General features: G+C 58.5%; 22 protein-coding genes. 20 read left to right on the forward strand and 2 right to left on the reverse strand.

What is annotated here, in order from left to right:
• Positions 1-400 precede the first annotated feature (400 nt).
• From ABGT79_RS04110 to ABGT79_RS04155, 10 genes are all read left to right on the forward strand, one after another.
• Positions 401-1,198, forward strand: a complete 798-nt coding sequence (locus tag ABGT79_RS04110; protein WP_346665131.1) for a 2-amino-3,7-dideoxy-D-threo-hept-6-ulosonate synthase — start codon at positions 401-403, stop codon at positions 1,196-1,198.
• 301 nt (positions 1,199-1,499) lie between these two features.
• The gene (locus tag ABGT79_RS04115; protein WP_294485435.1) at positions 1,500-2,303 is read left to right on the forward strand and encodes a 2-amino-3,7-dideoxy-D-threo-hept-6-ulosonate synthase; all 804 of its coding nucleotides are present in this window, start codon (positions 1,500-1,502) and stop codon (positions 2,301-2,303) included.
• A 19-nt stretch (positions 2,304-2,322) separates the two neighbouring features.
• Positions 2,323-3,291 carry a 3-dehydroquinate synthase II family protein gene (locus tag ABGT79_RS04120; protein ID WP_346665132.1) on the forward strand — a complete coding sequence of 323 codons (969 nt, stop codon included), beginning with the start codon at positions 2,323-2,325 and terminating at the stop codon, positions 3,289-3,291.
• A 3-nt stretch (positions 3,292-3,294) separates the two neighbouring features.
• Positions 3,295-4,434 carry a prephenate dehydratase gene (gene pheA, locus ABGT79_RS04125; RefSeq protein WP_346665133.1) on the forward strand — a complete coding sequence of 380 codons (1,140 nt, stop codon included), beginning with the start codon at positions 3,295-3,297 and terminating at the stop codon, positions 4,432-4,434.
• Between the two features lie 3 nt (positions 4,435-4,437).
• Positions 4,438-5,757 (forward strand): 3-phosphoshikimate 1-carboxyvinyltransferase, encoded by a 1,320-nt coding sequence (gene aroA / locus ABGT79_RS04130; protein ID WP_346665134.1) that lies wholly within the window; start codon positions 4,438-4,440, stop codon positions 5,755-5,757.
• Positions 5,754-6,590: a prephenate dehydrogenase/arogenate dehydrogenase family protein gene (locus ABGT79_RS04135; RefSeq protein ID WP_346665135.1), complete on the forward strand. Its 837-nt coding sequence runs from the start codon at positions 5,754-5,756 to the stop codon at positions 6,588-6,590. The genes aroA and ABGT79_RS04135 overlap by 4 nt, the downstream gene beginning before the upstream one ends.
• Positions 6,590-7,648 carry a chorismate synthase gene (gene aroC / locus ABGT79_RS04140; RefSeq protein ID WP_346665136.1) on the forward strand — a complete coding sequence of 353 codons (1,059 nt, stop codon included), beginning with the start codon at positions 6,590-6,592 and terminating at the stop codon, positions 7,646-7,648. Before ABGT79_RS04135 ends, aroC begins: the two co-directional genes overlap by 1 nt.
• A complete protein-coding gene (locus tag ABGT79_RS04145) occupies positions 7,645-8,163 on the forward strand; it encodes a shikimate kinase (RefSeq protein WP_346665137.1) in 519 nt (172 codons plus the stop codon). The genes aroC and ABGT79_RS04145 overlap by 4 nt, the downstream gene beginning before the upstream one ends.
• A gap of 15 nt (positions 8,164-8,178) precedes the next feature.
• Complete coding sequence (gene aroE, locus ABGT79_RS04150) at positions 8,179-9,045, forward strand: shikimate dehydrogenase (protein ID WP_346665138.1); 867 nt, start codon at positions 8,179-8,181, stop codon at positions 9,043-9,045.
• Positions 9,046-9,244: 199 nt separating this feature from the next.
• Entirely contained in the window at positions 9,245-9,511 is a 267-nt protein-coding gene (locus ABGT79_RS04155; protein WP_346665139.1) for a hypothetical protein, read from the forward strand.
• A gap of 172 nt (positions 9,512-9,683) precedes the next feature.
• Here ABGT79_RS04155 and ABGT79_RS04160 read toward each other — a convergent pair whose 3' ends face one another.
• Both ABGT79_RS04160 and ABGT79_RS04165 read right to left on the reverse strand, forming a co-directional pair.
• Positions 9,684-10,127 carry a flavodoxin gene (locus tag ABGT79_RS04160; RefSeq protein WP_346665140.1) on the reverse strand — a complete coding sequence of 148 codons (444 nt, stop codon included), beginning with the start codon at positions 10,125-10,127 and terminating at the stop codon, positions 9,684-9,686.
• 1,594 nt (positions 10,128-11,721) lie between these two features.
• Positions 11,722-12,189 (reverse strand): hypothetical protein, encoded by a 468-nt coding sequence (locus ABGT79_RS04165; protein ID WP_346665141.1) that lies wholly within the window; start codon positions 12,187-12,189, stop codon positions 11,722-11,724.
• A 549-nt stretch (positions 12,190-12,738) separates the two neighbouring features.
• Here ABGT79_RS04165 and ABGT79_RS04170 point away from each other — a divergent pair.
• From ABGT79_RS04170 to ABGT79_RS04215, 10 genes are all read left to right on the forward strand, one after another.
• Positions 12,739-14,148, forward strand: a complete 1,410-nt coding sequence (locus ABGT79_RS04170) for an outer membrane homotrimeric porin (RefSeq protein ID WP_346665142.1) — start codon at positions 12,739-12,741, stop codon at positions 14,146-14,148.
• Between the two features lie 812 nt (positions 14,149-14,960).
• Positions 14,961-15,809: an amidohydrolase family protein gene (locus tag ABGT79_RS04175; protein ID WP_346665143.1), complete on the forward strand. Its 849-nt coding sequence runs from the start codon at positions 14,961-14,963 to the stop codon at positions 15,807-15,809.
• 207 nt (positions 15,810-16,016) lie between these two features.
• On the forward strand, positions 16,017-16,406 hold the full coding sequence (locus ABGT79_RS04180) for a hypothetical protein (protein ID WP_346665144.1): 390 nt from the start codon (positions 16,017-16,019) through the stop codon (positions 16,404-16,406).
• 318 nt (positions 16,407-16,724) lie between these two features.
• On the forward strand, positions 16,725-19,199 hold the full coding sequence (locus ABGT79_RS04185; RefSeq protein ID WP_346665145.1) for a pyruvate formate lyase family protein: 2,475 nt from the start codon (positions 16,725-16,727) through the stop codon (positions 19,197-19,199).
• Between the two features lie 66 nt (positions 19,200-19,265).
• On the forward strand, positions 19,266-20,738 hold the full coding sequence (locus ABGT79_RS04190) for an SLC13 family permease (RefSeq protein ID WP_346665146.1): 1,473 nt from the start codon (positions 19,266-19,268) through the stop codon (positions 20,736-20,738).
• A gap of 19 nt (positions 20,739-20,757) precedes the next feature.
• Entirely contained in the window at positions 20,758-21,672 is a 915-nt protein-coding gene (locus ABGT79_RS04195; protein ID WP_346665147.1) for a glycyl-radical enzyme activating protein, read from the forward strand.
• An 18-nt stretch (positions 21,673-21,690) separates the two neighbouring features.
• Positions 21,691-22,683: a porphobilinogen synthase gene (hemB, locus tag ABGT79_RS04200; protein WP_346665148.1), complete on the forward strand. Its 993-nt coding sequence runs from the start codon at positions 21,691-21,693 to the stop codon at positions 22,681-22,683.
• Between the two features lie 186 nt (positions 22,684-22,869).
• The gene (locus ABGT79_RS04205) at positions 22,870-23,199 is read left to right on the forward strand and encodes a DUF3870 domain-containing protein (RefSeq protein ID WP_346665149.1); all 330 of its coding nucleotides are present in this window, start codon (positions 22,870-22,872) and stop codon (positions 23,197-23,199) included.
• 183 nt (positions 23,200-23,382) lie between these two features.
• Positions 23,383-24,162 (forward strand): N-acyl homoserine lactonase family protein, encoded by a 780-nt coding sequence (locus tag ABGT79_RS04210; protein WP_346665150.1) that lies wholly within the window; start codon positions 23,383-23,385, stop codon positions 24,160-24,162.
• 34 nt (positions 24,163-24,196) lie between these two features.
• Positions 24,197-24,952: an SDR family oxidoreductase gene (locus ABGT79_RS04215; RefSeq protein WP_346665151.1), complete on the forward strand. Its 756-nt coding sequence runs from the start codon at positions 24,197-24,199 to the stop codon at positions 24,950-24,952.
• The last annotated feature ends 196 nt before the right edge of the window (positions 24,953-25,148 follow it).

Below are 25,148 nucleotides of genomic sequence, written 5' to 3' on the forward strand. Positions count from 1 at the left end.
GCGTCTGTGCAAAATATCATGCAGATTTTTTCGTTCCGGGCAAAAATCGAGGCGCAGCGCGGCCTTGCGGAAAGCAAGTCCGCCTCCGCAGACGCCCATGACGCAACATTCGATCATTAATTATGAACGACGAGACAAAAAGATTGCTTCCCCGCTTGACAGCGATTCCAGACCGGAGCTATGAGAGAAAAAAGGTTGGCACATCATGTTCAGCGCGTTCCGCTTCGGCTATTTTACCTACGCCAGCAGCTTCGGTTGCTGGTGCTATGCGTATTATTTCCGGCCAAGCGGCGAGCTGTGCTGATCTCTTCCGTCACACAGGAATATAAAGCCGCAGGCATAATCAAAAGCCGGCGGCTTTTTTCGTAACCGCCGGAATGCCTGCAAAGAGGTACCTCTCATGGAAGTCGGCTCTCTCAGAAGATTCAATCGCATCATCAATCCCAAAACCGGCCGCGCCATCATCGTTCCCATGGATCACGGCATGTCCGACGGCGCGCCCCGCGGTCTGCGCGACATGGCCAAGGCCATTCACGACATGGACGAAGGCATGGCCGACGCCGTGCTTCTGCACAAAGGTCTCATTCACAAGGCCGACTACGAATCCCACATGCGCCTCGGCTTCATCATGCACATTTCGGCGTCCACCAGCCTTTCGCGCCGCCCCAACAAGAAGATGCTCGTGGGCGACGTGGAAGAGGCCGTGCGCCTCGGCGCGGACGCGGTGTCCATTCACATCAACCTCGGCGACGACGACGAAAGCCTCATGATGGCCGACGCCGGCAGAATCGCCAAGGAATGCAGCCTGTGGGGCATGCCGCTGCTCATGATGGTGTACGCGCGCGGTCACGACGTGGACAGCTATGATCCGCGCAACATCGCCCACTGCGCCCGCGTGGGCGCGGAACTCGGCGCGGACATCGTGAAGGTGCCCTACACCGGCGATCCCGAAACCTTCGCCGACGTGGTGGAAGACTGCGGCGTGCCCGTGCTCATTGCAGGCGGCCCCAAGCTCGATTCCACGCGCAAGCTGCTGGAAATGGTGTACGGATCGCTGCAGGCGGGCGGTTCCGGTCTTTCCGTGGGCCGCAACGTGTTCGAGCATCCGCGCCGCGTGGAACTGCTCAAGGCCCTGCGAGCCATGGTTCACGGCAACGCCACCGTGGAAGAGGCCCTGGAAATGATGGGCGAAAAATAAGACGAAAAAGTTTTCGTCTCCCGCCATTTTCCTGTTGACAGATTTCTTTCTCTGGGATTAGTAAATTCTTAAACTTTCAATGGTTGTTTGTCATGCATACTCTGTATTCCGCCACCGCCCAGTTTGAAACCAACGGCTTTACCTTTGGTTTTTACTTTTATTTTACCGGGCCCTGTGGTCGGAAGAGTTGCTGACATCCTCAGTTTGCAAACTTCGGGCCGCAGGCGAAACAAGCCGGCGGCCCTTTTTGTATGCTACAGCCGCCACGCAGCCCACAACGTTCAAAAAGAAGGAACGCCCCATGGAACTCGGCACCAAGAAAAGACTGACCCGCATCTTCAACCCCGACACCAAACGCACCATCATCGTGCCCATGGATCACGGCATGACCATCGGCGCGCCCGACGGTCTGGTGGACATCCGCAAGGCCGTGGACGACATGAATGAAGGCGGCGCCAACGCCGTGCTCATGCACAAGGGTCTCATCCGCGCCTCCGGCTGCGCCGACGCCAACGCCGACCTCGGCCTCATCATGCACATCACCGCCTCCACGGAGCTCTCCCCCAACGGCAACACCAAGGTGCTCACCGGCACCGTGGAAGAAGCCATCCGCCTCGGCGCGGACGCCGTGTCCGTCCACATCAACCTCGGCGATCCCAACGAACGCGAAATGCTCAACACCGCGGGCGTCATTGCCGATCACTGCAACCGCTGGGGCGTGCCGCTGCTCATGATGCTCTACGGCCGCGGCGGTCTCATCCGCGACAGCTTCGCCACCGACGTGGTGGCCCACTGCGCCCGCGTTGGCGCGGAACTCGGCGCCGACATCGTGAAGGTCTCCTACACCGGCAGCCCCGAAACCTTCCAGCGCGTCACCGAATGCTGCTGCGCGCCCGTGGTCATTGCCGGCGGCGAACGCATCGACTCCACGCGCAAGCTCCTGCAGATGGTGTACGATTCCCTGCAGGCCGGCGGCGCGGGCGTTTCCATCGGCCGCAACGTGTTTGAACATCCCCGCCGCGTGGATCTCATGCGCGCCATGAACGCCCTCGTTCACTCGAACGCCTCCGTGGACGACGCCATGGCCATCGTGGGCGAAGACTAACCCTTTTGAAGGATCGTCCATGAACATCTATTTCAAAAGCGTGCCCTTCAGCAAGAACGACGTGACTCTCGCGCTGGAATCCGGCGTGGACGGGGTCATCGTTCCCGCCGACAAGGTGGAATCCGTGTCCGTGCTCTCCCGCACTCCCGTCATTGCGGAAGAGGACATGCCCTCCTGCGCCATGACCTCCAAGGCCGACGAAGAACAGATCCGCGACTCGCTCCGTTCGGGGAAGCAGGTGGTTCTCGCCCGGGGATGGGAGATCATTCCCGTGGAAAACCTGCTCGCCCAGTGCGACAACGTGACGGCCGAAGCCGGAACGCTGGAGGAAGCCGTGCTTGCGTCCGGCATTCTTCAGCGCGGCGTGCAGGGCATCGTGGTGTTGCCCGAAGCCATCGGCGACCTCAAGGAAATCGTGTCGCGCTGCAAGATCAGCCGGGAACACGAAGACCTGGAGGAAGCCGAAATCGTCCGCGTGGAGCCCGCCGGACTCGGACACCGCGTGTGCATCGACACCATGTCCATGCTGCACCGCGGTCAGGGCATGCTGGTAGGCAATTCCAGCGCCTTCACCTTCCTGGTTCACGCCGAAACGGAACACAACGAATACGTGGCATCCCGCCCCTTCCGCGTGAACGCGGGCGCGGTTCACGCCTACGTTCGTCTGCCCGGCGACGCCACGACCTACCTTTCGGAAGTGACCGCCGGAACGCAGATGCTCGTCGTGGACTACACGGGAGCCACCAGCATCGCCACCGCCGGAAGAGTGAAGATTGAAGTGCGTCCCATGCTGCTCGTGGAGGCGAAGGTCGGGGACAAGACGGGCGCCGTGTTCCTTCAGAACGCCGAAACCATACGGCTGACCGCTCCCGACGGAACCCCCGTGAGCGTGGTGACGCTCAAGCCCGGCGACAAGGTGCTCTGTCGCACCGACGAGGCCGGACGTCACTTCGGCATGCGCATCAAGGAAGACATTCAGGAGAAATAGAGTATGGCAGAGCCTTTCCAGATTCCGGGCCTCGCAGACCTGCGCAGGCAGATTGACGACGTGGACTCCCAGCTTCTTGAGCTTCTGAACCGGCGGGCAGGCCTGAGCGTGGCCGTCGGACAGGCCAAGAGACAGGTGTCGGGCAAGGTGTTCGATCCGGCCAGGGAGGCCAGGCTTCTGGAAGGGCTCGCCAAACGCAACCCCGGTCCGCTGAAGACGGAGCACATCCTTTCCATCTGGCGCGCCGTGCTCTCCGCTTCCCGTTCTCTGCAAAAACCGTGCGCCGTGGCCTATCTCGGCCCGGAAGGCACGTTCTCCTACTTCGCGGCCATGGACTTTCTCGGCGAATCCATGACCTTCGTGCCCTGCCGCGACTTCCATGAAATTTTCCGCGGCGTGAGCCTCGGCCAGTTCGACGCGGGCGTCATTCCGCTGGAAAATTCCATTCACGGCACCATCACCCAGAGCTTCGACCTGTTCTCTCAGTACGAGGTGAACATTCAGGCCGAATTCTATTCCCGCATCGCCAACAGCCTGCTCAGCCGGGAAACGTCGCTCGACAACGTGAAAACCGTGTACTCGCACGCGCAGCCGCTCGGCCAGTGCGCCACCTGGCTGCGCGCCCATCTGCCCGGAGCAAGGCTCGTTTCCGTGGACTCCACGGCCGCCGCCGCATGGAAGGCCTCGCAGGAAGCGGGAGCCGCGTCCATAGGTCACCGCAGCATGGCCGAAAAGCTGGGCATGGGCTCCCTTGCCGACAACATTCAGGACGACGCCGCCAACTGGACGCGCTTCGTGCTCATCCGCGCGGGTGAAGTCCCTGCCGGAAGCCCGCACGAAACCGACGCCGACAACTTCAAGTCGTCGCTGCTCTTCACGGTGAAGAACAAGGCCGGCACGCTCTGCGACGTGCTCAACGTGTTCTCCGCGCACAAGGTGAACATGACCAAGCTCGAATCCCGTCCGCTGAAGGGCCGGTGCTGGGACTACATTTTCTTTGCCGACGTGGAATGCGATCTCACCGCCTCCCGCCGCGCCGATCTCATCCGCGATCTTGCCGCCTGCTGCACGTCTCTGCGCGTGCTCGGCTGCTATCCCGAAGGACCGCGTCTCGATTCAACCGCCAACACCACAGGATTCTGATTCATGATAACGCTTCAGGCCCCCGCATCCAAATCCGTCTCCCACCGCACGCTCATTGCGGCCGCGCTCGCACACGGCTCGTCGCTGGTGCGCCACGCGCTCTCCAGCGCCGATCTTGAGCGCACGCGCGACATTCTCCACACCGCAGGGGCCGTCATGGAGGATCTCGGCGACGGAAACTGGCGCGTGCAGGGCATGGAGAAAGGCCCGGTCGGCGGAATTGACGAGCCCGCCGACTGCAACGTGGGCGAATCGGGCACCACCTGCCGCCTGCTCACCGCCGTGCTGGCCGCCGGTCGCGGCTCGTTCCGCATTCACGGCGTTCCGAGAATGCACGAACGCCCCATCGGCGCGCTCGCCAAGGCCCTTCAGGCGCTCGGCGCTCGCGTGACCTTTGAGGAAAAGGAAGGCTATCCGCCCCTCGTGCTTTCCACGGACGGCCTTGCCGGCGGCGACGTGGACATGAGCGTGGACGAATCGAGTCAGTTTCTTTCCGGCCTGCTTCTGGCCGCGCCCTTCTGCCCCTCGCCGCTGCGCATTTCTCTCACGGGCAAAAAGGTGGTCTCCTGGCCCTACGTGGGACTCACGCTGCAGGTGCTGGAAGACTTCGGCATCGCCTTTGAGGTGGAAACGCTGGCGGGCGGCGCATGGAAGCGCGTGCCGTGGAAAAGCGTTCAGGAAGCGCGGCCCGGAGAGCTTCGCATCACCGTGCATCCCGGCAGCTACAAAAGCGGCGAATACCGCGTGGAAGGCGACTGGTCCGGAGCCTCGTACCTTCTTGCCGCCGGAGCCGTGGGCCGCGAGCCCGTGCTCGTGACGGGGCTTCGCCCCGACTCCTTGCAGGGCGACCGCGCCATCCTGAGCATTCTGCGGGACATGGGCGCGTCCATCGACGTGCGCGGCGACGGCATTCTCGTGAGTCCCTCGAAGATGCACGGCATCACCGTGGACATGGGCGCCTGCCCCGATCTCGTGCCCACCGTGGCCATGACGGCGGCCTATGCCGAAGGCGAAACGCGCATGGAAAACATCGCCCACCTCCGCCTCAAGGAATGCGACCGCATTTCCGCCTGCGCCGCGGAACTTTCCCGCATCGGCGCGTCCGTGGAGGAAGGAGCGGATTATCTTGTCGTGCGCGGCCTTGCGCCGGATACGCCTTCCATTCCCGAAGGCACGGTATTTCACGCCTACAACGATCACCGCATCGCCATGTCCGCGTCGCTGCTCGGCCTCGGCCGGGGGCAGCGCGTCGTGGTGGACGATCCCGCCGTGGTGTGCAAGTCCTTCCCCGAATTCTGGAACGTGTGGAGCGCCCTTGCATGAGCGAACGCATCGTCATTGTAGGGTGCCGCGGCCGCATGGGCTCCATGCTCATGGAGCGATTCGGCCGCAATCCGGAACTTGCCCCCGCAGGTCTCGATCTGCCCTTTGAGGAGCAGGCCGTGCAGGAGGCCTGTCGGGGTGCGCGCCTGGTGCTTTTGTGCATACCGGCCACGGCCATAGCCGACACCGTCGCCCTGCTTCGCCCCTTCATGGAGAAAAGCGCCATCCTTGCCGACATCACCTCGGTAAAGGAACTGCCCATGCAGCACATGGAAAGTCTGTGGGACGGGCCGGTGGTGGGCACGCATCCGCTCTTCGGGCCCGTGCCCGCGCAGGACTTGGAACTGCGCGTGACCATCGTGCCCGGCAGGCGGGCCTCGGAAGAGGACACATGTTTTGTGGAGAGCCTGTTTCAGGGCTTCGGCTGCGTGACCTTCCGCGCCACGGCCGAAGAACACGACATCGCGGAAGCCAAGATTCAGGGCATGAACTTCATCACGAGCGCGGTGTATTTCGCCATGACGGCGGAAGACCCCGCGCTCCTGCCGTACATAACGCCCTCCTTCCTGCGGCGCATGAACTCCTCGGAAAAGCAGCTCATGGAAGACGGCGCGCTGTTCACCTGGCTTTTCGAGGCCAATCCCCACAGTCAGGCCATGACGCGCCAGTACCGCAATCTGCTTTCGCTGGCCGCCGCGGGCGATGTGGACCTCATTCTGCACAAGGCCCGCTGGTGGTGGAAGGAAGGCGAGGAAAAAAAGAAAATTCACGAAGAAGCCCGCAAGGTGGCTCTCCAGTCGGCCCGTATGGGGCTGAAAAAAGGACTACAATAATGCGTTACAGCCTGTTCGGCGAATCCCACGGCCCGGCCATCGGCGTCGTGCTTCAGGGCGTCCCCTCGGGACTCGACATCGACGAGGACTTCATCCGCGCCGAAATGGCGCGCCGCGCGCCCGGCAAATCGCCGCTTGCCACGGCAAGGAATGAAAAGGACGAAGTGCGCATCCTGAGCGGCGTGTTCGAGGGCAAGGCCTGCGGCACGCCCCTTTGCGGCGTGATAGAAAACACCGACACCCGCTCCCGCGACTACGCCGCCACCCGCTGGCTCGCCCGTCCCGGCCACGCGGACTTCACCGCTCATCTGCGCTACCGCGGTTTTGAGGACTACCGCGGCGGCGGTCACTTTTCCGGCCGCCTCACGGCTCCGCTGGTCTTTGCCGGAGCCGTGGCCAAGCTGGCCCTGCGCGCCCGGGGCGTGGAAGTGCTCGCGCGCGTCAAAAGCATTGCGGGCATCGATGACGCCCCCCTCGATCTCGCCACTCCCGATGCCGAGGCTCTGCGGGCCGCGGCCCGCAAGCCCCTGCCCGTCATCGACGACGCGCGCGGCGAAGCCATGCAGCAGGCCATTCTCGACGCCCGAGGCGACGGCGATTCCGTGGGCGGACTCATCCAGTGCTTTGCGCTCAACGTTCCCGCCGGACTCGGCAGCCCGGACTTCGATGAAAACATCGAAACCCTCATCGCACGGCACATGTTTGCCGTGCCCGCGGTCAAGGGCCTGGCCTTCGGCGCGGGCTTCGACTTCGCTTCCATGCGCGGAAGCGAGGCCAACGACTCTCTCACGCCGGGCACTCCCTTCCGCACCCGCACCAACAACAACGGCGGCATCAACGGCGGCATTTCCAACGGCATGCCCGTCGTGTTCACCGTGGTCGTCAAGCCCACGCCCTCCATCGGCAAAGAGCAGGAGACCGTCAACATGAACACCAGCGAGGCCGCAAAGCTCATCATCACCGGCAGGCACGATCCCTGCATTCTTTCGCGCGCCGTGCCCGTCATCGAGGCCGCCTGCGCGCTGGCCCTCACCGAACTGCCGGGAGTGCTCGCATGAAAAATCTCGTGCTCATAGGACTTTCCGGCTGCGGCAAGAGCACCTTCGGCAGAAAGCTCGCAAAAAGACTGCGCCTGCCGCTTCTCGACACCGACGTCATGATCGAAAAAAAGACGGGCCGCTCCATTCCGGACATCTTTGCCGCAGACGGCGAGTCGGGCTTCCGGGACATCGAATCCGCCTGTGCCCGGGAAGCCGCCGCCGTGCAGGGGGCCGTCATATCCACGGGCGGAGGCATGATTCTGCGCGAAGAAAACATGAAGGAACTTTCCAAAAACGGCCTTGTCGTCTTCATCGACCGCCATCCTTCCCGCATTCTCCGCTCCACCACGCTGAAGGATCGCCCGCTTGTGCAGGACGACAGAGACAAGCTCTTCCGCCTCTATGCCGCCCGACTTGCCCTGTACCGACGTCACGCCGACGTGACCGTTCCCAATCACGGCAGCCCGCGCACCCTGAAGCGCCGTATTCTCCAGGTACTGCGGCATTACCGCCGCAGCAATTCCCACGTCTGAGCCCCGGAGTCTTCCATGAGCAGCATTCTGAACGGAAAGAAACTGGCCGTCATCGGCGATCCCATCGAACACAGCCTCTCCCCGCTCATTCAGCAGGCCATGCTGGACGAACTCGGCCTCTACTGCACCTACGGCCGCATCCTCGTTCCCGCCGGAACCGTGGCGGCCTGGCTGCCCGGCGCTCCCGGCATGAACCTTGCGGGCTTCAACGCCACCATGCCGCACAAGACAGATCTCGTGCCTCTCATGAACACGCTCTCCGACGACGCGCGCATGTACCACTCCGTGAACACCGTGGTTATCCGCGACGGACTTTTTCACGGTCACAACACCGACGGCGCGGGATTCCTCAGCTCCCTGCTCAATGAAGGCATCCGGCCGGAAGGAAAAAAGATTGCCGTGTACGGCGCCGGAGGGGCTGCCCGCTCCGTGGTGCTCAAGCTTGCCGCGGCGGAAGCCAAGTCCATTGCCGTGTGCTGCCGCACCCCGGCCAAGGCCGAAGAACTCGCCCGCTCCTCGGCCCGCGTGCATGTGGTCGCCCTCGGCAGCCCGGACTTTGAACGGACGCTGACCGAAGCGGATCTGTTCATCAACTGCACGCCGCTCGGCATGAAGGGCGTTCCCTCGCAGTTTGCCGACTTCCGTTTTCTCGACGCCCTGCCCGCCTCCGCGCCGGTGTGCGATGTCATCTACCGGCCGCTCAAGACCGAACTTCTGAAGGAAGCGGAAAAACGCGGACATCAGACCATGAACGGCCTCGGCATGCTCATTCATCAGGCCATTCTCGCGCTGGAACTGTTCGCCGCCATGCCGCTCGACGCCGCGCTCATGAAAAAGGCCGTGGAAAAAAGGCTGATTCCGGTGCTGCATCAGAAAGTCTGATCCGGAACGGGGCACGCCCCGTTCCGAACGCCGCTGCATCAATGATCCCCCGCGGGGCAGATTTCCCGCCGGATTCCGCCCCGTCTGCCAAAAGACGCGTGTCCGAAACGATGCGGCGCGAGAATCTCGCCCTGCGCCGTTTTCTCCCGTGCCGCCCGCCTTCCCACAGGCAAAAATGCGGCGCAGTCCGGACAATGCCATGCCCGCCATGTTGCGACGACGCGCAGGCCTGGTGCAAGGCGCAGCTCCGCGCGTCATGACGCCGGACGTGCGCGGCCCGCGCCTCCTAAAAAACGGCAACTATTTCATCCTCCACAAAACGCTGCGGCTGTCTCACCGGGTCGGCAAACGCTTCGTCCCGGCTCCTCCGGCGGATTTTCTCAGCACTTCCACGAAAAAAAGAACCGACTCGGTCACAAGTCGGTTCTTTTTCCGGATACTCTCTCGCCGCTGCTTTTTCTCTTGAACATTTCCTCCGGGCTTTTCCCCGCGGCTTCGGCAACGCGGAAAATACGCTTCGGCATTTCAGGTCTTGAAACTTTTCGGACGGTACTCGCCGCAGCCTGAATCCTCATGTTCAGGCGGGTCATCCGGGCGTCGGCGCGCCCGGATGACCCGATCAACACAGACTCTTGTCTTTACAGATCCTCAATGATGCGGTCGCACCAGGCGTCCACGTCATCCTTGTTGCCGGAATAGTCGCCGTCCACCTTGAGGCCCTCTTCCATAATCACGGCGCCCAGGCCGGAAAGCCGGTTTTCAATCACGTCCACCGCGCCGCAGAAATGCTCAAAACTGCTGTCGCCGCTGGCAAAACAGGCCGCCTTCTTGCCGCTTGCGCCGATGGCGTCGAAATTCTCGAACAGAGTGTTGAAGTCGTCCTGCATTTCCACCTCGTCCGTGCCCCAGGCCGAGCAGCCGAACAGTGCGGCGTCGTAGCCGTTGCACAGTCCTTCGGCCGACGCGTCGGCAGCGTTCAGCAGCGTGACGTCGTGACCGGCGTTTCCGATGCGTTCGGCGAGAGCTTCGGCAATACCCGCGGTATTGCCCGTCGTGGAACCATACACAATGAGAATCTTCATGGCTTTCTCCAGAAAAACCTCCGAAACAGAGACTCTAGGGCAGTGGCCGGTTCCCGACCCCGTGTCGGAAACCGGCGATCCCTGTCCCGGAGGGAAGATGAGTTCGCGTTTTTTTGCACGGCGGAGAGCATACCGCCCCTCTCCGCCGTGCTCGACCAGGAGTACGCACCCCGCACGCGCGGGATGGATGCAGGACAGAAATTTTGCCGGACCTTCGCTGTGAGCCGAACGTCCGGCCTGGGGGGGGGAGGAGACTGGAGCCTTGCGGCCCCAGAGCAAATTTTGCCGACATGTCATGGCGTGCATGCCGGCAATGCGGAGGAGAACTTTTCGGGGCACCTGTTTTTCCCGAAAAGTATGGCGAATGTGTTGACGAACAGAAACGTTCGTACTCCTGCCGCACGGCAGAAATTTTGCCGGAACACCCGCGTGGTCCGGCACGGAACGTCGCCTCGGAGTTCTCGACGTTCTTTATGGAGGCATGAAGCGCTCGGATCGCCTCATGCTGTTATGGCAAACATGCGTGGGCTCCTCGGGCCGTTCCCCACCGCGGGGAACGGCCCTCGCCGCACCAGGAGACTGAGGGTTACCCTCAGCACGGAACACGACCCGGTCGTATTCCAATATTGAGCAGGCGAACCTGCGGAAATTTTGCCGCCTGACGACTCCGGCGCTTGCCGGGTCAAGCCATCGTCAGACGGCCGGGGGGGGGGAGGTCAAAACCTTGTCCTGAACCTGTCGTTGCGAACTCTCTGAAATTTTCAAAGAACCAGGGAGCGCCCTTTTCCAGACAGACGGAACTCTTCCGTCATTGCTCCGGTCTGCGGTCGACTTTCCGCGCTTCTTGCAAAGACACGGACCCGACGACTTTTTTTTCGACCGTCGCTCCCCTTCCGCGCCCGCCGACACGCAGTCTGTGCACGGCGGCTTTGGCGGGGCGTCCTTTTCCGGCGTCTCTCGTTGAAATCGACATTAGTGAAAATGAATTTCAATGTCAACTTAATTTTTCTTTTTTTCCTATTCTTTTTGAAAAAACTTTTTTCTTATTGTCCATGATTAGGACGACCACGCCCAAAATATAAAAATCTTATATTTCAGAATGATCAATAAGGGCACGCAACACTGAGTCACAAAACGTCGGGGCAGGAGCAATTGTCGCAGGTAGCGCTGAGAATGTTGCCGTCCTGCATGAGCGCCGCATCCCCTGCTCTTTCCCAGGTCGGCATTTCGCCTGCCGCGCCGTGAAGTTCCCGAATCCGCGTCTTCGAATGCTCCCTCAGGCGTTGCCGCCTGCAACAATAAAAAAGTCGTGCCCGGGTGTTCCGAACACGACTTTTCAAAAGCTTCGTCAGCCGTGCTGACGCCAATGGTTGCGAAAAAAAACCTCTGCGTCTCTCCCAACACAGAGCTTCCCGGCGTTCCGCTCTTGTACCGAAGCCCGACCGAGGACGATCAGCGCCTGCGCCGAACGACGCAGCGTTTGAAGTGTCCCAGCGTTTTCCACTCGCTCAAAGCGACTCAGATTTTTCTGCCGAAAAAGACCATGCGGGCGGTTGGACGGAGCAGATGCACGTCATGATTGCCGCAGGTACCGCTAGCGTTCCAGCTTGAAACGGATGCGCAGCACGCCGCCGTCGTCGGGCTTCCACTCATGCGACACCCACACAAACTTCCCGCATTCCGCGGTGTGAGCCACATGCTCCCCGATGCAGGGACAGGCATCCAGCGCGCCTTCCGGCGAATCGGGATCGCCGATGTACACAATGCGCAGCGTGTCACCTGCGCTTTCGGGCAGACGCGACAGGTTGAACATCTTTGCCGCTTCCTCGCGGGCCATGTTCCGGGCTGTCACGGGCAGATCGCGGGCAAGTTCTCTGTTCACCTCGTCGGCAATGCTGCTTGCGTCCTCGGGCGACAGGTCGTGCGGAAAATGAAAATCCACCTTGGATTTGTTCGCATTGATGTGGGTGGAAAAACAACGAGGGCAGCCGTAACGGCGGATAAGCACGCCGCTCAGCGCGTGCTCGGCCGTGTGCATGCGCGGATCATATTCCTTGCTCATAACACCTTCCTTAATAATGAATAACGTCCTGCATGTGCTACCGCAAAATACGGCAAAGGAAAAGTTGCGACCAAAGGAAGAGTCCCGGCGTTCCGCCCACCCTGCCGCAAGTCGGTCGGAGCGCGGCAATCTGGCGCAAAACGTGCCTACACCCTCAGAACAAAAATTTAAACACACAGGGCCTTTTTCCCGCTTCAAAGGCAAAAAGACGCCATCTTTCCCCTCTGAAAGGCAACTGCAAAGCCCGAATCCCTTTGCTCCCGCTGTTTTGCCGTTTTGCCCCTAAAAAAATAACTCGTGATATTTCTCATAGTTATAATAATCTTCTTTTTGAGCCCTCACGACCGAAATTCTAAGGTGTTTCAAATTTTTATACCGACTCAACATACTGAAATAAAATAATATTTATTTTTATTTATCGTAAAATTATTACTTTGTTAACATTTTTTTATTGCTTAAATAACGAGTTAATTCTAAGCTCCGCTCATGGAAAAAGAGGGATTTTCCATATCGGTGTTACAAACCACTTTTTTCAAAGGAATGACTACAATGAAAAAGCTTACTACGCTTCTTCTGGCTGCCGGCCTCGTTTTTGCCGCGTCTGCCCCTGCTTCCGCTGTTGATCTTAAGATGGACGGCCAGTATCTGTTCAACTTCGTTACCGGCGAACGCGTCGGCACCGGCCAGAACTTCGATCAGGCTGGTCAGCGTCTGCGTCTCGGCATGACCCTTACCGCCAATGAAAACCTGTCCGGCTACTTCCAGGTTCAGGTCGGCACCGGCGTTGACAGCACCACCACCTACGACTGGGGCTCCGATACTTCCGGCAACAGCACCAAGGTCGGCATGCGTCAGGCTTACATTGACTGGGTGATCCCCCAGACTGTCGTGAAGGTTCGCATGGGCCGTCAGCTCGTTGGTCTGCCTGAAGACGCCTTCGGCAAGAACGCCATCATGCATCCCGGCTGGCAGGGCCGCGACGGTATCGTCGTGACCGCTCCTGTGACCGACTGGCTCGACCTTACCGCCTTCTGGCTGCGCGGTGCCTACGACAGCATCAACACCTACGACACCGACCAGTCCAACAAGTCCGACTTCTTCGCCGCTACGGCCGCCTTCAAGTTCGACGGCTTCTCCTTCACTCCTTATGTGATGTACGCTTCTCTCGACGCTTCCGACGGCGTGTGGAACGATTCCGCTTCCATGGATGAAGATGGTACAATCACTTGGCCTGGCTACGGCGCTGGCAACGAGCTGAGCACTCCCGACGGCACCAAGATTCTTGCTGACGGCAATGCCTTCTGGGCCGGCACCAACTTCGTGATGAGCTACTTCGATCCCTTCGTGCTGAAGGTCTCCGGCGCTTACGGCATGGTTAGTTATGACGCTGCCAGCAACGGCACCAACTATCAGGACCGCAGCGGCTGGTATGTGCAGGCCAAGGCTTCCTACAAGACCGCCTACGGCACCCCGATCTTCGGCGGCTGGTACGGCTCCGGTGACGACAGCGACGCCGACTACAAGGGCCAGGGCTGGATTCCTGCCTGGGCCGGTCGTTTCCATCCCACCATCGGTTACTCCGCTGGTGAATTCGGCCTGTTCGACACCACCGTTCGTCACAACATCTCCGGCACCTGGGGCCTCCAGGCCGGTATCGAAGACGTCAGCTTCCTGCAGGATCTGACCCACAAGTTCACCGTCACCTGGTTCCAGGGCACCAACGACAAGAACCAGTGGTCCCTCGAAGAGAACCCCTACAAGTACATGACCGACAACGACAACGTTGTTGAATTCAACCTGGCCAGCACCTACCAGATCTACAAGAACCTGACCGCCTGCCTCGAACTCGCCTACATGATCACCGACTACAGCAAGGGCGACCATGCCGAGTGGGCTGCGGGCAACGAGACCGACAAGGACGGCTGGAGCACCGCTCTTACCTTCCAGTACCTGTTCTAATTCGACGCGGACTTAGTCCGCATCGGGTCTGAACCTGAATGACACGGGAGAGAATAGCAATATCCTCTCCCGTTTTCGTTTAATGCGTCGGCAGAAGGCAGCCTCTCTGACCTGACGGGCCTCTGCGTCTTTCGCTCGCACACCTCCGCTGTTGCCCCCTCCGCCGAGCAGAAAAGCGTACTGTTCCCGCGCACGCCAGCCACTCAACCACGGTGTACGAGCAGCGGAACGATGACAACATTCGTCGCACACGACGCATCCTCTTGTCGTCATGCCTGAGCTCTGTCGTCATACACCCGGGCGTCGAAGGGCGCAAATCCGCAGCGCACACATGCTCCGCAGACACGCCCTCACGTAATGGAGTGTAGAAGCACTACAGTACCAAAGAAAACACCATGCCTTGCGTTGTTCCACCTGCCGGCAGCAACGCGCAACATGGCAACAAAAGCCTTTCACTGTTTGAGCCTTGCTAAAAAGTTTTCGTAAAAACAAGGCGATATCAAGAACAGAACAACAATCGCAAAACTTGCACAGTCAGCGATGCCGAATCTTTTCATGCCTGCGAGTTTTTTTGTTTGTGAAAAGTGCATATCGCCGCACGAGCGGTATTAACATGCGTTCGTCGGTTGACAAAAAACGGGCAACCAATATTAAATGAACTGTTCTTTTCGGACTTTTGTCTCCTGCCGTGAGCGCCCCTCTGCTCTCAGGATTGAACTCCCATCGGCTGAAGCTTCAAGGCTTCTTCAATATGGGATTCCTCAAGTGCCGCTGGTTGATTAACCGTTGCTCTGCCTTATGGAGGAATCGCCATGATTTTCGACTTTCGTCTTCGTCCGCCGTACAAGGGATTCAAGAATCTCGGCATCTTCAATCCCGCCTGCAATGAAAAAATCCCTCAGAAGCATCACGGCATGCCGAGCGAGGCCGCTCGGAAAAAAGATCTCGATCTGTTCTGGAAGGAAATGGAAGACGCCGGCATATCCAGGGGCGTGGTCATAGGCAGGCAGGTGCCCAACGACGCCGCCTCCGTTCCCAATGACGACGTGCTCGACATGGCGCGCGAGTTCCCCGACAAGATCATTCCCTTCGGCAGCCTCGACATTACCCGCGGCGTTTCCGCCACGCTCGACGAGCTGGAACGCTGCATCGAAGGCGGCATCAAGGGCATCGCCATGGAGCCCGCCTACGCCATGCCGCCCAGAAAGGCCGACGCCAACGTGCTCTATCCTCTGTACGCCCGCTGCGAAAAAGCGGGCATTCCCATGGTTCTGACCCTGAGCTTCTTCCAGGGCACGCTGGAGTATTCCGATCCCTGCACCGTGCAGCACGTGGCCAACGACTTTCCTCATCTTCAAATCGTCGTCGCCCACGGCTGCTATCCGTGGATTCCCATGATCTTCCAGGTGGCCATCACCAACAGGAACGTGTGGCTGCTGCCCGACATCTACATGCTGAACCCCACGGCTCCCGGCAATCAGATGTTCGGCGAGGCCATGCAGTGGCTCGACGGCGAACGCATTCTCTACGGTTCCGCCTGGCCCTGCTATCATCTGAAGCAGGCCGTTCACGATATCGAACGTTTCCGCCTCTCTCAGGAGCACAAGGAAAAATTCTTCTATAAGAACGCCGAAAAGCTTCTGAACATCAGCCTTTCTTAATTACCTCTGCCGGAAGAACCGTCCGCATGCGGACGGTTCTTTCTTTCCGCTGCGGATCGCCCTTTCACCCGGAAAACAAGACGCAGCTCTCGGGAACGCAGCAATCTCCATTGACTGGTGAAAGAGCTTCCCTGTGAAGAAAATGCATGAAAGACAAATTAAGGATGAATCAGGCCATCGAACGGAAGAACTTCCCGCGAAACGGCCGTGTTTCAGCTCCCCGACGAAGACTCGCCGCCTGCCCGACTCATGCGACAGACGCGCGGCAAAGACAAGCTCAGACGATCCGAAACAGGGCGCGCAGCGAATGCAACCGCTGCACGGAAAAAACAGCACCGGTTTCTGAATGCACGCGCACGTCACGCACCTCTACAAGAATCAGAAGCTGTCGCCTCATACTGTTCTTTTTATCACAATTTGATTCATTCTCTTCTCTTTCAACAATACCTTGTATTTTTTATTATTTTTGCCATTCTTTCGTCGTTTTTCCCCTCTTTCTCCCTGAAAAAGCCCTTTCATCCTCTCCACTCTCCATTTTCAGGCATGAGGTTTAATTTTTTTTGGGAAAATATTGACAAGCCTTCTGAAAACAGCTAAGGTGCCTTTCAGAAGTTGGTGGCCTTTCAGTGGGCACTCCTCATAGAGTGTACCGGCCTGGGGCCGACATTGCCAGTTCATCACATGAAGAATGTGGTGTGCTGGCTTTTTTGTCTTGAAGGCGGCAGTCCTGCTTGCAGCGCCGTCGTTCAGACAACGCTCTTGCCGCATCCTGATCGACAGTCGATGGCGGCAACAATTTACTGGGTGTTTTGCTCGGACTTTCACCAAAAAGACTCCGCAAGGCAAAACAAAGCAGCCTGGAACACATATGTCAGATATGTGCGTCCGGGCTTTTTGTTTTTTAAGGAGATTGCCATGAGTATTTGTGACACCACTTGTTGCATGACCGGCCAGGAACAGCGACTCGCCGACGGCAGAGGTCAGTCCAGCCCCCGCGCCCGCACGAACAAGGCCCTGGAAATCATCAGAAGCGGACGTCCCAAGCTGGATATCGAACGCGCCGTGCTGTTCACGGAATCCATGAAGCAGACCGAACAGTATCCGCTGGTTCTGCGCTGGGGCAAGGCCATACGCTACGTCATGGAGCACATCGGCGTCGTCATTCAGGAAGGCGAACTTCTGGTCGGCACGGTCGGCGGCCCCGGCAGAATTTCCCCTCTGTATCCCGAACTTCGCTGCGGCTGGTTCCCCAAGGGCATGCCCGCCACCCAGAAGAAGGACGCCTACGCCGTGCGCACCGAAGACATGGAAGTGTTCATGGAAAAGGTGGTTCCCTACTGGAAGGGCAAAACCGCCCATGAACACTATCTGACCCTGCTGCCCAAGGAAACCCGCGACATCATCTACGGCGACGACGACTACGGCGCCACCGGCCTCATGCAGGACAACTCGAACATCAACTCCACCCTGAACTGGAGCGGCGTGTTCGACAAGATCATCTACAAGGGCGTGCTGGCGCTCAAGGCCGAAGCCGAACAGCGTCTCGCCGAACTGCAGAACGATCTCGTCCACAACCACTACGACAAGATTCCCTTCCTCCAGGCCGTGATCGAATGCTACGAAGGCATGCTCATCTACGCCCGCCGCTACGCCGAAAAGGCGCGCGAACTGGCCGCCGAAGAAAAGGATCCCGTGCGCAAAAAGGAACTGGAAACCATTGCCTCCAACTGCGAACATGTGCCCGCCTACCCTGCCCGCAACTTCTGGGAAGCCATGCAGGCCCACTGGTTCGCTCAGGTGGCCTACCGCGTGGAACAGCAGATCAGCGGCGGCGTGGCCCTGCACCGCTTCGATCAGTACATGAACCCCATCTACGTGAAGGATCTCAAGGAAGGCAACCTCACCGAAGACTTCGCCCTTGAACTGCTGGAAGCCATGTGGCTGAAGATTGCCCAGGTGGTTCCCTTCAGCGCCACCAACGCCGGCAACTACTGGGAAGGCTACGCCCACTTTGAAAACTGCACCATCGGCGGCGTGGACAAGTACGGCAGAGACGCCACCAATGAGATGACCTATCTCATCATCCGCTCCAAGAAGGAATTTCCCCTCCACTATCCGGAAGTCTCCCTGCGCGTTCACTCCGGCACGCCGCACGAACTGCTGCACGCCGCCGCCGAACTCGTCAAGGAAGGCTGCGGCTTCCCCAAGTTCTTCAACGACGAAGCCATCATCACCCAGCTTCTCGTGAACGGTGCGAGCATCGATCAGGCCCGCGACTACTCCGCCGCCGGCTGCACCGAAATCCGCATGCCCAACATAGACACGTACCTGTCACTGGGCGGCAACATCAACCTCGCTGCCGCTCTGGAAATGGCCCTCAACGACGGCAAGGCTCACTTCGGTCCCAAGTACGAAAAGCTCATGACGCCCTCCGTCGCCAGAAAGGACATCAAAAGCTACGAGGATATCGTTTCCAACCTGCGGGAATGCATCGACTTTTATGTTCGTCACTTCATGAAGCGCATGTCAGCTCTGGAACTGACCAACAAGCAGTGTCTGGCAGCTCCCTTCATGTCTTCCCAGAGCGACGTCTGCATGAAGAATCTCACTGACATCCATCAGTGCCTCATTCCCGGCGGGAATCACCACGATACCGGCAACGTCAACTTCAACGGCTTCGGAACTTGTGCAGAATCACTCTGTGCCATCAAAAAGCTGGTGTACGACGACCACATTCTCTCCCTCGACGAACTGCTCTCTGCCGTAAACAACGACTTTGAGGGGCAGGAACCTCTGCGGCAGCTGGTGCTCAATGCGCCCAAGTACGGCAACAACGACCCCTATGCCGATACTGTTGCCCGCAACCTCGACGCCATGATCATGACGCTGGTTCATCACTACACGTCCGTATTCGGAGAAAAGTACGTCAAGTACGTGCCCGTGACCTCTCATGTGGGCCTCGGCAACAAAACCTGGGCCACGCCTAACGGACGCCACGCGCATACCTTCCTGTCCGAAGGCATTTCTCCCACGCAGGGAGCCGATATCAACGGTCCGCTGTGCACCATGATGTCCATTGCCAACAGCACAAGCAGGGTCTATCCCAACAGCTGTGCCCGTCTGCTCAACCTCAAGCTCAATCCTCAGGTCGTCAGCGGAGAAAAGGGAACGACCGACCTCATGAATCTTATCCGCAACTTCGTGGACCTCAAGCTCTGGCATGTCCAGATAGGCATTTACAACAAGGAAGTGCTGCTGAAGGCCAGAGAACATCCCGAAGACTACAAGAACCTCATCGTGCGTGTGGCAGGCTACAGTGCCTACTTCGTAGAACTGAGCCCCAGCATGCAGGGTGAAATCATCGCTCGTACGGAACATGAAATGATGTAATCTGTCACGGACTCTCCTGCCCTGCGACAGGAGAGTCCACAAGTAAAAAGACAACAGAGAAACGCCATGACAACAGCCGCCAACACTTATGACTGGAAGTACATAGTCAAATCCGCCATCTGCATCTTCTTCATGTTCGGATTTGGTTACCTGCCGCCTTTCCCGCCTCTGGAACCTATCGGAATGCATGTTCTCGGCATTTTCATAGGCCTTTTGTACGCATGGATCAGCATAGGGTTCATCTGGCCGAGTTTTCTTTCCATCATTGCCCTGAATCTGACGGGGCTGGAAAGCATGAACAAGATTATTGCCGGCGGTTTCGGCAATAATATCACGGTATTCGTCTTCCTGATGCTCGTGCTTGTCATCTATCTCGAGAAGGCGGGCATATGCGAACGGATCGCCTACTGGTTCCTCAGCCGTAAAATCATTGTCGGCCGTCCATGGACGCTCATTACACTCTTTCTTCTTTCCTCTTATGTCATGGCCATGCTCACCTACAGCTATCCGGCCATGCTCATTCCCTGGACCATTCTGTACACCGTATGCAAAGACGTAGGCTACAAGAAAGGTGATACCTTTCCCGCCTTCATGGTGCTGGGCATAGGTGTTGCCGCGCAGATGGGCTTTACGGCTCTTCCCATAAAGTCGCATTCTCTGCTGTCCCTCGGCATTCTGGAATCCGTCACCCACGGCGAATATTCCATAAATTTCTTTGAATATGCGGCCATCAATATTCCCATCACGCTTGTCGTTCTGATCATATATATTCTCATGATGAGATTCGTATTCAAGGTGAATGTGGATCTTCTCTATGAAATTACGGAAGAAAAATTTTCCTCCTACCGCAATCAGAAGCTGACGCTCCAGGAAAAAATCGCTTTCCTCTCCATCATATTCTTTATCTCCATCATGGCGCTTCCGAGCATCATGCCGCAGGAATGGCTGATTACTTCCATTCTGCGTAAATTCGGCATGACCGGCTGCCTCGTGGTCGTGTTCGGCCTGCTGACGCTGTTCCGCATCGGCAAAAAGCCCATTCTCGACTTTTCGGATATCGCCAACAATGGCAAAATCGGCTGGGAAGTCATCATCATGTACACCGGCTGCATGCCCGTATCGAGCGCCATGTCCAACCCCGACGTCGGCATCACCAACATCATCGTCCAGTACTGCATGCCCGTTCTCAGCCACCTGTCTTCCTTCGAATTCATCATCATCACCTTCGTCGTCATGACGCTGCTCACTCAGCTCATGCACAACCTCGTGCTGGCGGCTGTCGTAACTCCACTCATCGTCCAGTTCGCTCTTGCCGCCGGATGCGACCCTGCACTTCTGGTCATCATACTCTGTTTTGCCTACGGATTCTCCACCACGACTCCTGCGGCCTCCGCAGCCTCTTCGCTCATATTTCTCAACGACTGGTCTCCTACCAGAACCTCGTACAAGGTGCTGATATCACACTTTGCCGTAAGTATGGTGATTCTGTCAGCAGGCGTTGTCCCTCTCATCTGCATTCTCTTTATGAAACTGCAGTAAGTCAAAAAAAGGAACAGTCATGGAATACACCGGCAATAAAGGACGCATATTCAATATTCAGAAGTTCTCCGTACATGACGGTCCTGGAGTACGGGATACCGTATTCATGAAAGGCTGTCCGCTCCACTGCATATGGTGCTCCAATCCAGAATCACAAAGTCCCCTTCCCCAAATCGGCTGGCGGGCAAAAAAATGCATAGGCTGCGGCGTATGCCTGAAAGTATGTCCACACGGAGCGCTGTCCCGGGCTGAAGACGGACGCATTGAACGCGATCCTTCAAAATGCTCTCTCTGCATGAGCTGCGTCAAACACTGTTACGCCAAGGCCATGCACGTGTACGGAGAGGCCGTCACCGTCGACGAACTGTACTCCCGCATACGCAATCAGCCCCTTGCCTGGAGAAGCGACGGCGGCGTCACCGTGAGCGGCGGCGAACCGCTCATGCAGGCCGAATTCGTTGCCGAACTTCTGGCCAGGTTCCGCCGATACGGCATCCATACCGCCATAGAAACCACCCTGTTCGCATCCTGGGAAAAGGTGGCTCTCGTGGCGGCACAGTGCAGTCTCATTTACGCAGACATGAAGTTCTTCTCTCCCGAAAAGCACAAAAAGTACACCGGAGTCGACAATGCCGTCATCAAGGAAAACCTGCTTCATCTGAAAAAGGCCTTTCCCAATGTCGAACTTATTGTCCGCACACCGGTTATTCCCGGCATCAATGACGACAGAGAAGAGCTCAATGCCATAGCCGACTTTCTCAAAAACACCGGTCTCGACGACTACGAACTGCTTCCGTTCCACTCCTTCGGCGCGCCGAAATATGAGCAGCTGGGCCTTGACTATGCCGTCAAGGACCTGAAAAGCCAGGATAAGAACGAAATAGCCATGCAGAACAACGAACTTCGCCGCCGCATAGGGCTGGCAACGGCATAAACTTACGGAGTACATCACATGCAGAACTTTTTTCGGGGACGCCGCCTGCGCCGCAACACCGTCATTCGTGAAATGATGGAAGAGGTCACCCTCCGCGCCGCTGACCTCATGATGGGCTACATCGTGGTGGACAGCGACGACAAAGACTTCCGCAAGCCCATTGCCTCCCTGCCCGGCATGTATCAGATGTCGATAGATCAGCTCGAACGGCAGGTGGGAGAAGCCGTGGACGCCGGTCTCAGATCGCTCATGCTCTTCGGCATTCCGGCCTCAAAGGACGAAAAGGGCAGCGAAGCCTATGCGGAAAACGGCATCATTCAGCGCGCCGTGCGCCGCCTGAAAAAGCACTGGCCCGACCTTCAGGTCGTCACCGACGTGTGCCTCTGCGAATACACCTCGCACGGCCACTGCGGGCTTCTGGCCGAAGGCGACAGAACCGGCCACGTGCTCAACGATCCCACGCGCGAGCTCATCGCCCGCACGGCCCTGAGCCACGCGCAGGCAGGCTCGGACATGATCGCCCCCTCCGACATGATGGACGGACGCATTCTCGCCATCCGCGAAACGCTGGACAAGGCGGGCTTCGTCGATCTTCCCATCATGTCCTACGCGGTCAAGTACGCCTCCGCCTACTACGGCCCCTTCCGCGACGCCGCCGAATCCTCCCCGCACTTCGGCGACCGCCGATCCTATCAGATGGATCCCGCCCTCGTCACCGACGGCCTGCGCGAAGCCGCCGCCGACATCCGCGAAGGCGCGGACATCATCATGGTCAAGCCCGCCGGCCCCTATCTGGACATGATAACCAGAGTTTCCGAACGCTTCGACGTGCCCGTGGCGGCCTATCAGGTCAGCGGCGAATACGCCATGATCCGCGCCGCCGCCCAGAACGGCTGGATTGACGAAGAGGCCGTCATTCTGGAATCTCTTCTCGGCATACGCCGCGCCGGCGCCAAGATCATCATGACCTACTTCACGGAAGAGCTGCTGAAAAAAGGCCTTGTCCACTGATCAATCCCTTCTGCGTTTCACCCCTTACCTTTTATCTCCAACAGGATAACAGTCGCTGACTTTTCAGTGATTCGCGTACGATATAAAAACCAACTGTTGCATATCTCTGTCCGAAAGCTTATCCTTGCATCCAGCTTCTATCGGCAAAAAGCACCACATGCCAAAACCATGCAAGGAGCACTCTCTATGAGTCATACTTCGGAATCGTGCATACTGATTGGTGGATATGCTCAACCCCCAAAGGAGACGGCTGCCAATTTCGCATACAGCATATTATCCTGCCAGCTTCTTATTAATAAGAAATCCCACTGCATCGTGCAGTGCCATTTCAACACCATAAGCTCGCTCACGTCCGACTACATCAACGATCTGCTGTTCGGCTACTGCTTCGATGATCCGCTGGAGCCGCTTCTGGAAAAAATTCAGACGCACATCCACCTCGCCATCACAAGCAGCATCGTTCACGCCCTGCGCAATGCGCAGGAACGCTTCCGGCAGATAGACATTCCCGCGTAAGCCAACCTTCAACCGTTTTCCCTTAGGGGGTTCGACTGGCCGTCCATGCCACGGACGCGCCGTTGCGTCGAACCGCAGGCCCGCTTTCAGCTCCTTCCTTCCATCGAGTTGAATCGGGCCTTTTTTTAAGTCCCCACTTCCGGTCTTTGCGCCGGACATGCTTCACCATCCAAGGAGAACAGCATGAACGAACCCACCCTGAACGTGCTCCCTCTCGGGCACCTCGACTGCCAGTATTTCCGCATCGTGGCCGGATGCGACGAGAGCAGAATGTACCGCTCCCCGGTCAGCGCCCTGCTGATCCGGCATCCCAGGCTCGGCAACATTCTCTACGACACCGGCAACAGTCCCTACAGCCGGTGGGAATACGGCGAAGCCATCAACAGCGTCTATCCCGTCGGCAGCTTCGTTTCCATCGAGCAGGCTCTGAGTCTTCACGGACTGAAATGTTCCGACATCGACATGATCATCCTCTCCCATCTGCACTTCGACCACGTGGGAGGCCTGCGCTACTTCCAGGGCACGAAAGCCATCAAAAACGTCATCGTGGCCGAAACCGAGCTGCAAAGCGCCTGTTTCAGCGTGTTCACGGGTGAGGAACACAGCGCGTACATCAAGAGCCTGTTCGACGTGGAGGGCGTGGTGTACAGGCCCATCCGCGAAACAACCGAGCTCGCTCCCGATCTCACGCTCTTCATTCAGAAGGCGCACACGCCCGGCGTGACGGGACTCATCGTCAAAACCCGCACTCTCGGCAACGTCATCGCCACCAGCGACGCCGTGTACACGAAGGAAACCTGGGAAACCTCCACGCCTCCCGGCGGCCCCATCAACAAGGGCACCGAGGACTTTCTCGCCAACCTTCAGCGCCTGAGAGACATGCAGAAACACTACGACGCCGTCATGCTGTTCGGGCACGACAGCGAACAGATTCAGGAATGGAGCCTCAAAGGCGACATCTGAACCACAACCATACCATCCCACAAGGAGCATCGTCATGGAACTGAACCTGAAAGGAAAACATGTGGTCGTCACCGGCGGGGCCAACGGCCTCTGCCACGACATAGCAGCCGCCTACTACGAAGCCGGAGCCAACGTCTGCCTCGTGGACATCGCGCCGAACCTCGCCGAAGCCGCCAAGGGCCTTGAAAAGGACCGCAAGATCACCTACGTCAGCTGCGATCTGAGCAAGCTGGATCAGCTTCCCGCCGACTACGAAGCCATGAAGGAATGCTGCGGCGGCCGCATCGACGTGCTGTTCAACGGCGCGGGCATCCAGTACCGGGCCAAGGCCGAAGAGTTTCCGCTGTCGAGGTGGAAGCTGATTCTGGACATCAATCTCAACGCCGTGTTCGCGCTCTCCCAGCTCGCCGGACGCGACATGCTGGCGCAGGGCTACGGGCGCATCATCAACATGGCGTCCATGACGTCCTTCTTCGGCAGCGAAATGGTTCCGGCCTACGCTTCCAGCAAGGGCGCCGTCGCCCAGCTGACCAAGGCTCTGTCCAACGAATGGGCCAGCCGCGGCGTCAACGTCAACGCCATCGCTCCCGGCTACATGGTCACCAAGCTGACCGCCGACATGCAGGAAAAGAATCCCGCGCAGTACAAGGAAATCACCAGCCGCATTCCCATGAAGCGCTGGGGCACCGGACAGGATCTGGGCGGACTTGCCGTGTTCCTCGCCAGCAGCGCCGCCGACTACATCACCGGAGCCGTCATTCCCGTGGACGGCGGCTATCTCGGGAAATAGACCCGATTACCTGAATACAGCCCTTCCGCCCCGGCAGAAGGGCTTTTTTCATGCCGCAGATCCGGACACCGGGCATCTCAGGCAAAGGGACCACACCTCGGGCGGCAGCGCGGAAAACGCATCCACATGAGCGCATCCAACTCTTCAGGAACGCGGCGGGGGACATGCTGCCAGCGAAAGCCTTCCGCGCTTTCGC

The sequence above is a fragment of the uncultured Mailhella sp. genome, assembly GCF_963931295.1.
In the GTDB taxonomy this organism is placed as follows: Bacteria; Desulfobacterota; Desulfovibrionia; order Desulfovibrionales; family Desulfovibrionaceae; genus Mailhella.

Coding starts and splice junctions, on each gene's coding strand:
- ABGT79_RS04110 (WP_346665131.1), top strand. CDS start 401: ATGGAAGTCGGCTCTCTCAGAAGATTCAATCGCATCATCAATCCCAAA.
- ABGT79_RS04115 (WP_294485435.1), top strand. CDS start 1,500: ATGGAACTCGGCACCAAGAAAAGACTGACCCGCATCTTCAACCCCGAC.
- ABGT79_RS04120 (WP_346665132.1), top strand. CDS start 2,323: ATGAACATCTATTTCAAAAGCGTGCCCTTCAGCAAGAACGACGTGACT.
- pheA (WP_346665133.1), top strand. CDS start 3,295: ATGGCAGAGCCTTTCCAGATTCCGGGCCTCGCAGACCTGCGCAGGCAG.
- aroA (WP_346665134.1), top strand. CDS start 4,438: ATGATAACGCTTCAGGCCCCCGCATCCAAATCCGTCTCCCACCGCACG.
- ABGT79_RS04135 (WP_346665135.1), top strand. CDS start 5,754: ATGAGCGAACGCATCGTCATTGTAGGGTGCCGCGGCCGCATGGGCTCC.
- aroC (WP_346665136.1), top strand. CDS start 6,590: ATGCGTTACAGCCTGTTCGGCGAATCCCACGGCCCGGCCATCGGCGTC.
- ABGT79_RS04145 (WP_346665137.1), top strand. CDS start 7,645: ATGAAAAATCTCGTGCTCATAGGACTTTCCGGCTGCGGCAAGAGCACC.
- aroE (WP_346665138.1), top strand. CDS start 8,179: ATGAGCAGCATTCTGAACGGAAAGAAACTGGCCGTCATCGGCGATCCC.
- ABGT79_RS04155 (WP_346665139.1), top strand. CDS start 9,245: ATGCCCGCCATGTTGCGACGACGCGCAGGCCTGGTGCAAGGCGCAGCT.
- ABGT79_RS04160 (WP_346665140.1), bottom strand. CDS start 10,127: ATGAAGATTCTCATTGTGTATGGTTCCACGACGGGCAATACCGCGGGT.
- ABGT79_RS04165 (WP_346665141.1), bottom strand. CDS start 12,189: ATGAGCAAGGAATATGATCCGCGCATGCACACGGCCGAGCACGCGCTG.
- ABGT79_RS04170 (WP_346665142.1), top strand. CDS start 12,739: ATGAAAAAGCTTACTACGCTTCTTCTGGCTGCCGGCCTCGTTTTTGCC.
- ABGT79_RS04175 (WP_346665143.1), top strand. CDS start 14,961: ATGATTTTCGACTTTCGTCTTCGTCCGCCGTACAAGGGATTCAAGAAT.
- ABGT79_RS04185 (WP_346665145.1), top strand. CDS start 16,725: ATGAGTATTTGTGACACCACTTGTTGCATGACCGGCCAGGAACAGCGA.
- ABGT79_RS04190 (WP_346665146.1), top strand. CDS start 19,266: ATGACAACAGCCGCCAACACTTATGACTGGAAGTACATAGTCAAATCC.
- ABGT79_RS04195 (WP_346665147.1), top strand. CDS start 20,758: ATGGAATACACCGGCAATAAAGGACGCATATTCAATATTCAGAAGTTC.
- hemB (WP_346665148.1), top strand. CDS start 21,691: ATGCAGAACTTTTTTCGGGGACGCCGCCTGCGCCGCAACACCGTCATT.
- ABGT79_RS04205 (WP_346665149.1), top strand. CDS start 22,870: ATGAGTCATACTTCGGAATCGTGCATACTGATTGGTGGATATGCTCAA.
- ABGT79_RS04210 (WP_346665150.1), top strand. CDS start 23,383: ATGAACGAACCCACCCTGAACGTGCTCCCTCTCGGGCACCTCGACTGC.
- ABGT79_RS04215 (WP_346665151.1), top strand. CDS start 24,197: ATGGAACTGAACCTGAAAGGAAAACATGTGGTCGTCACCGGCGGGGCC.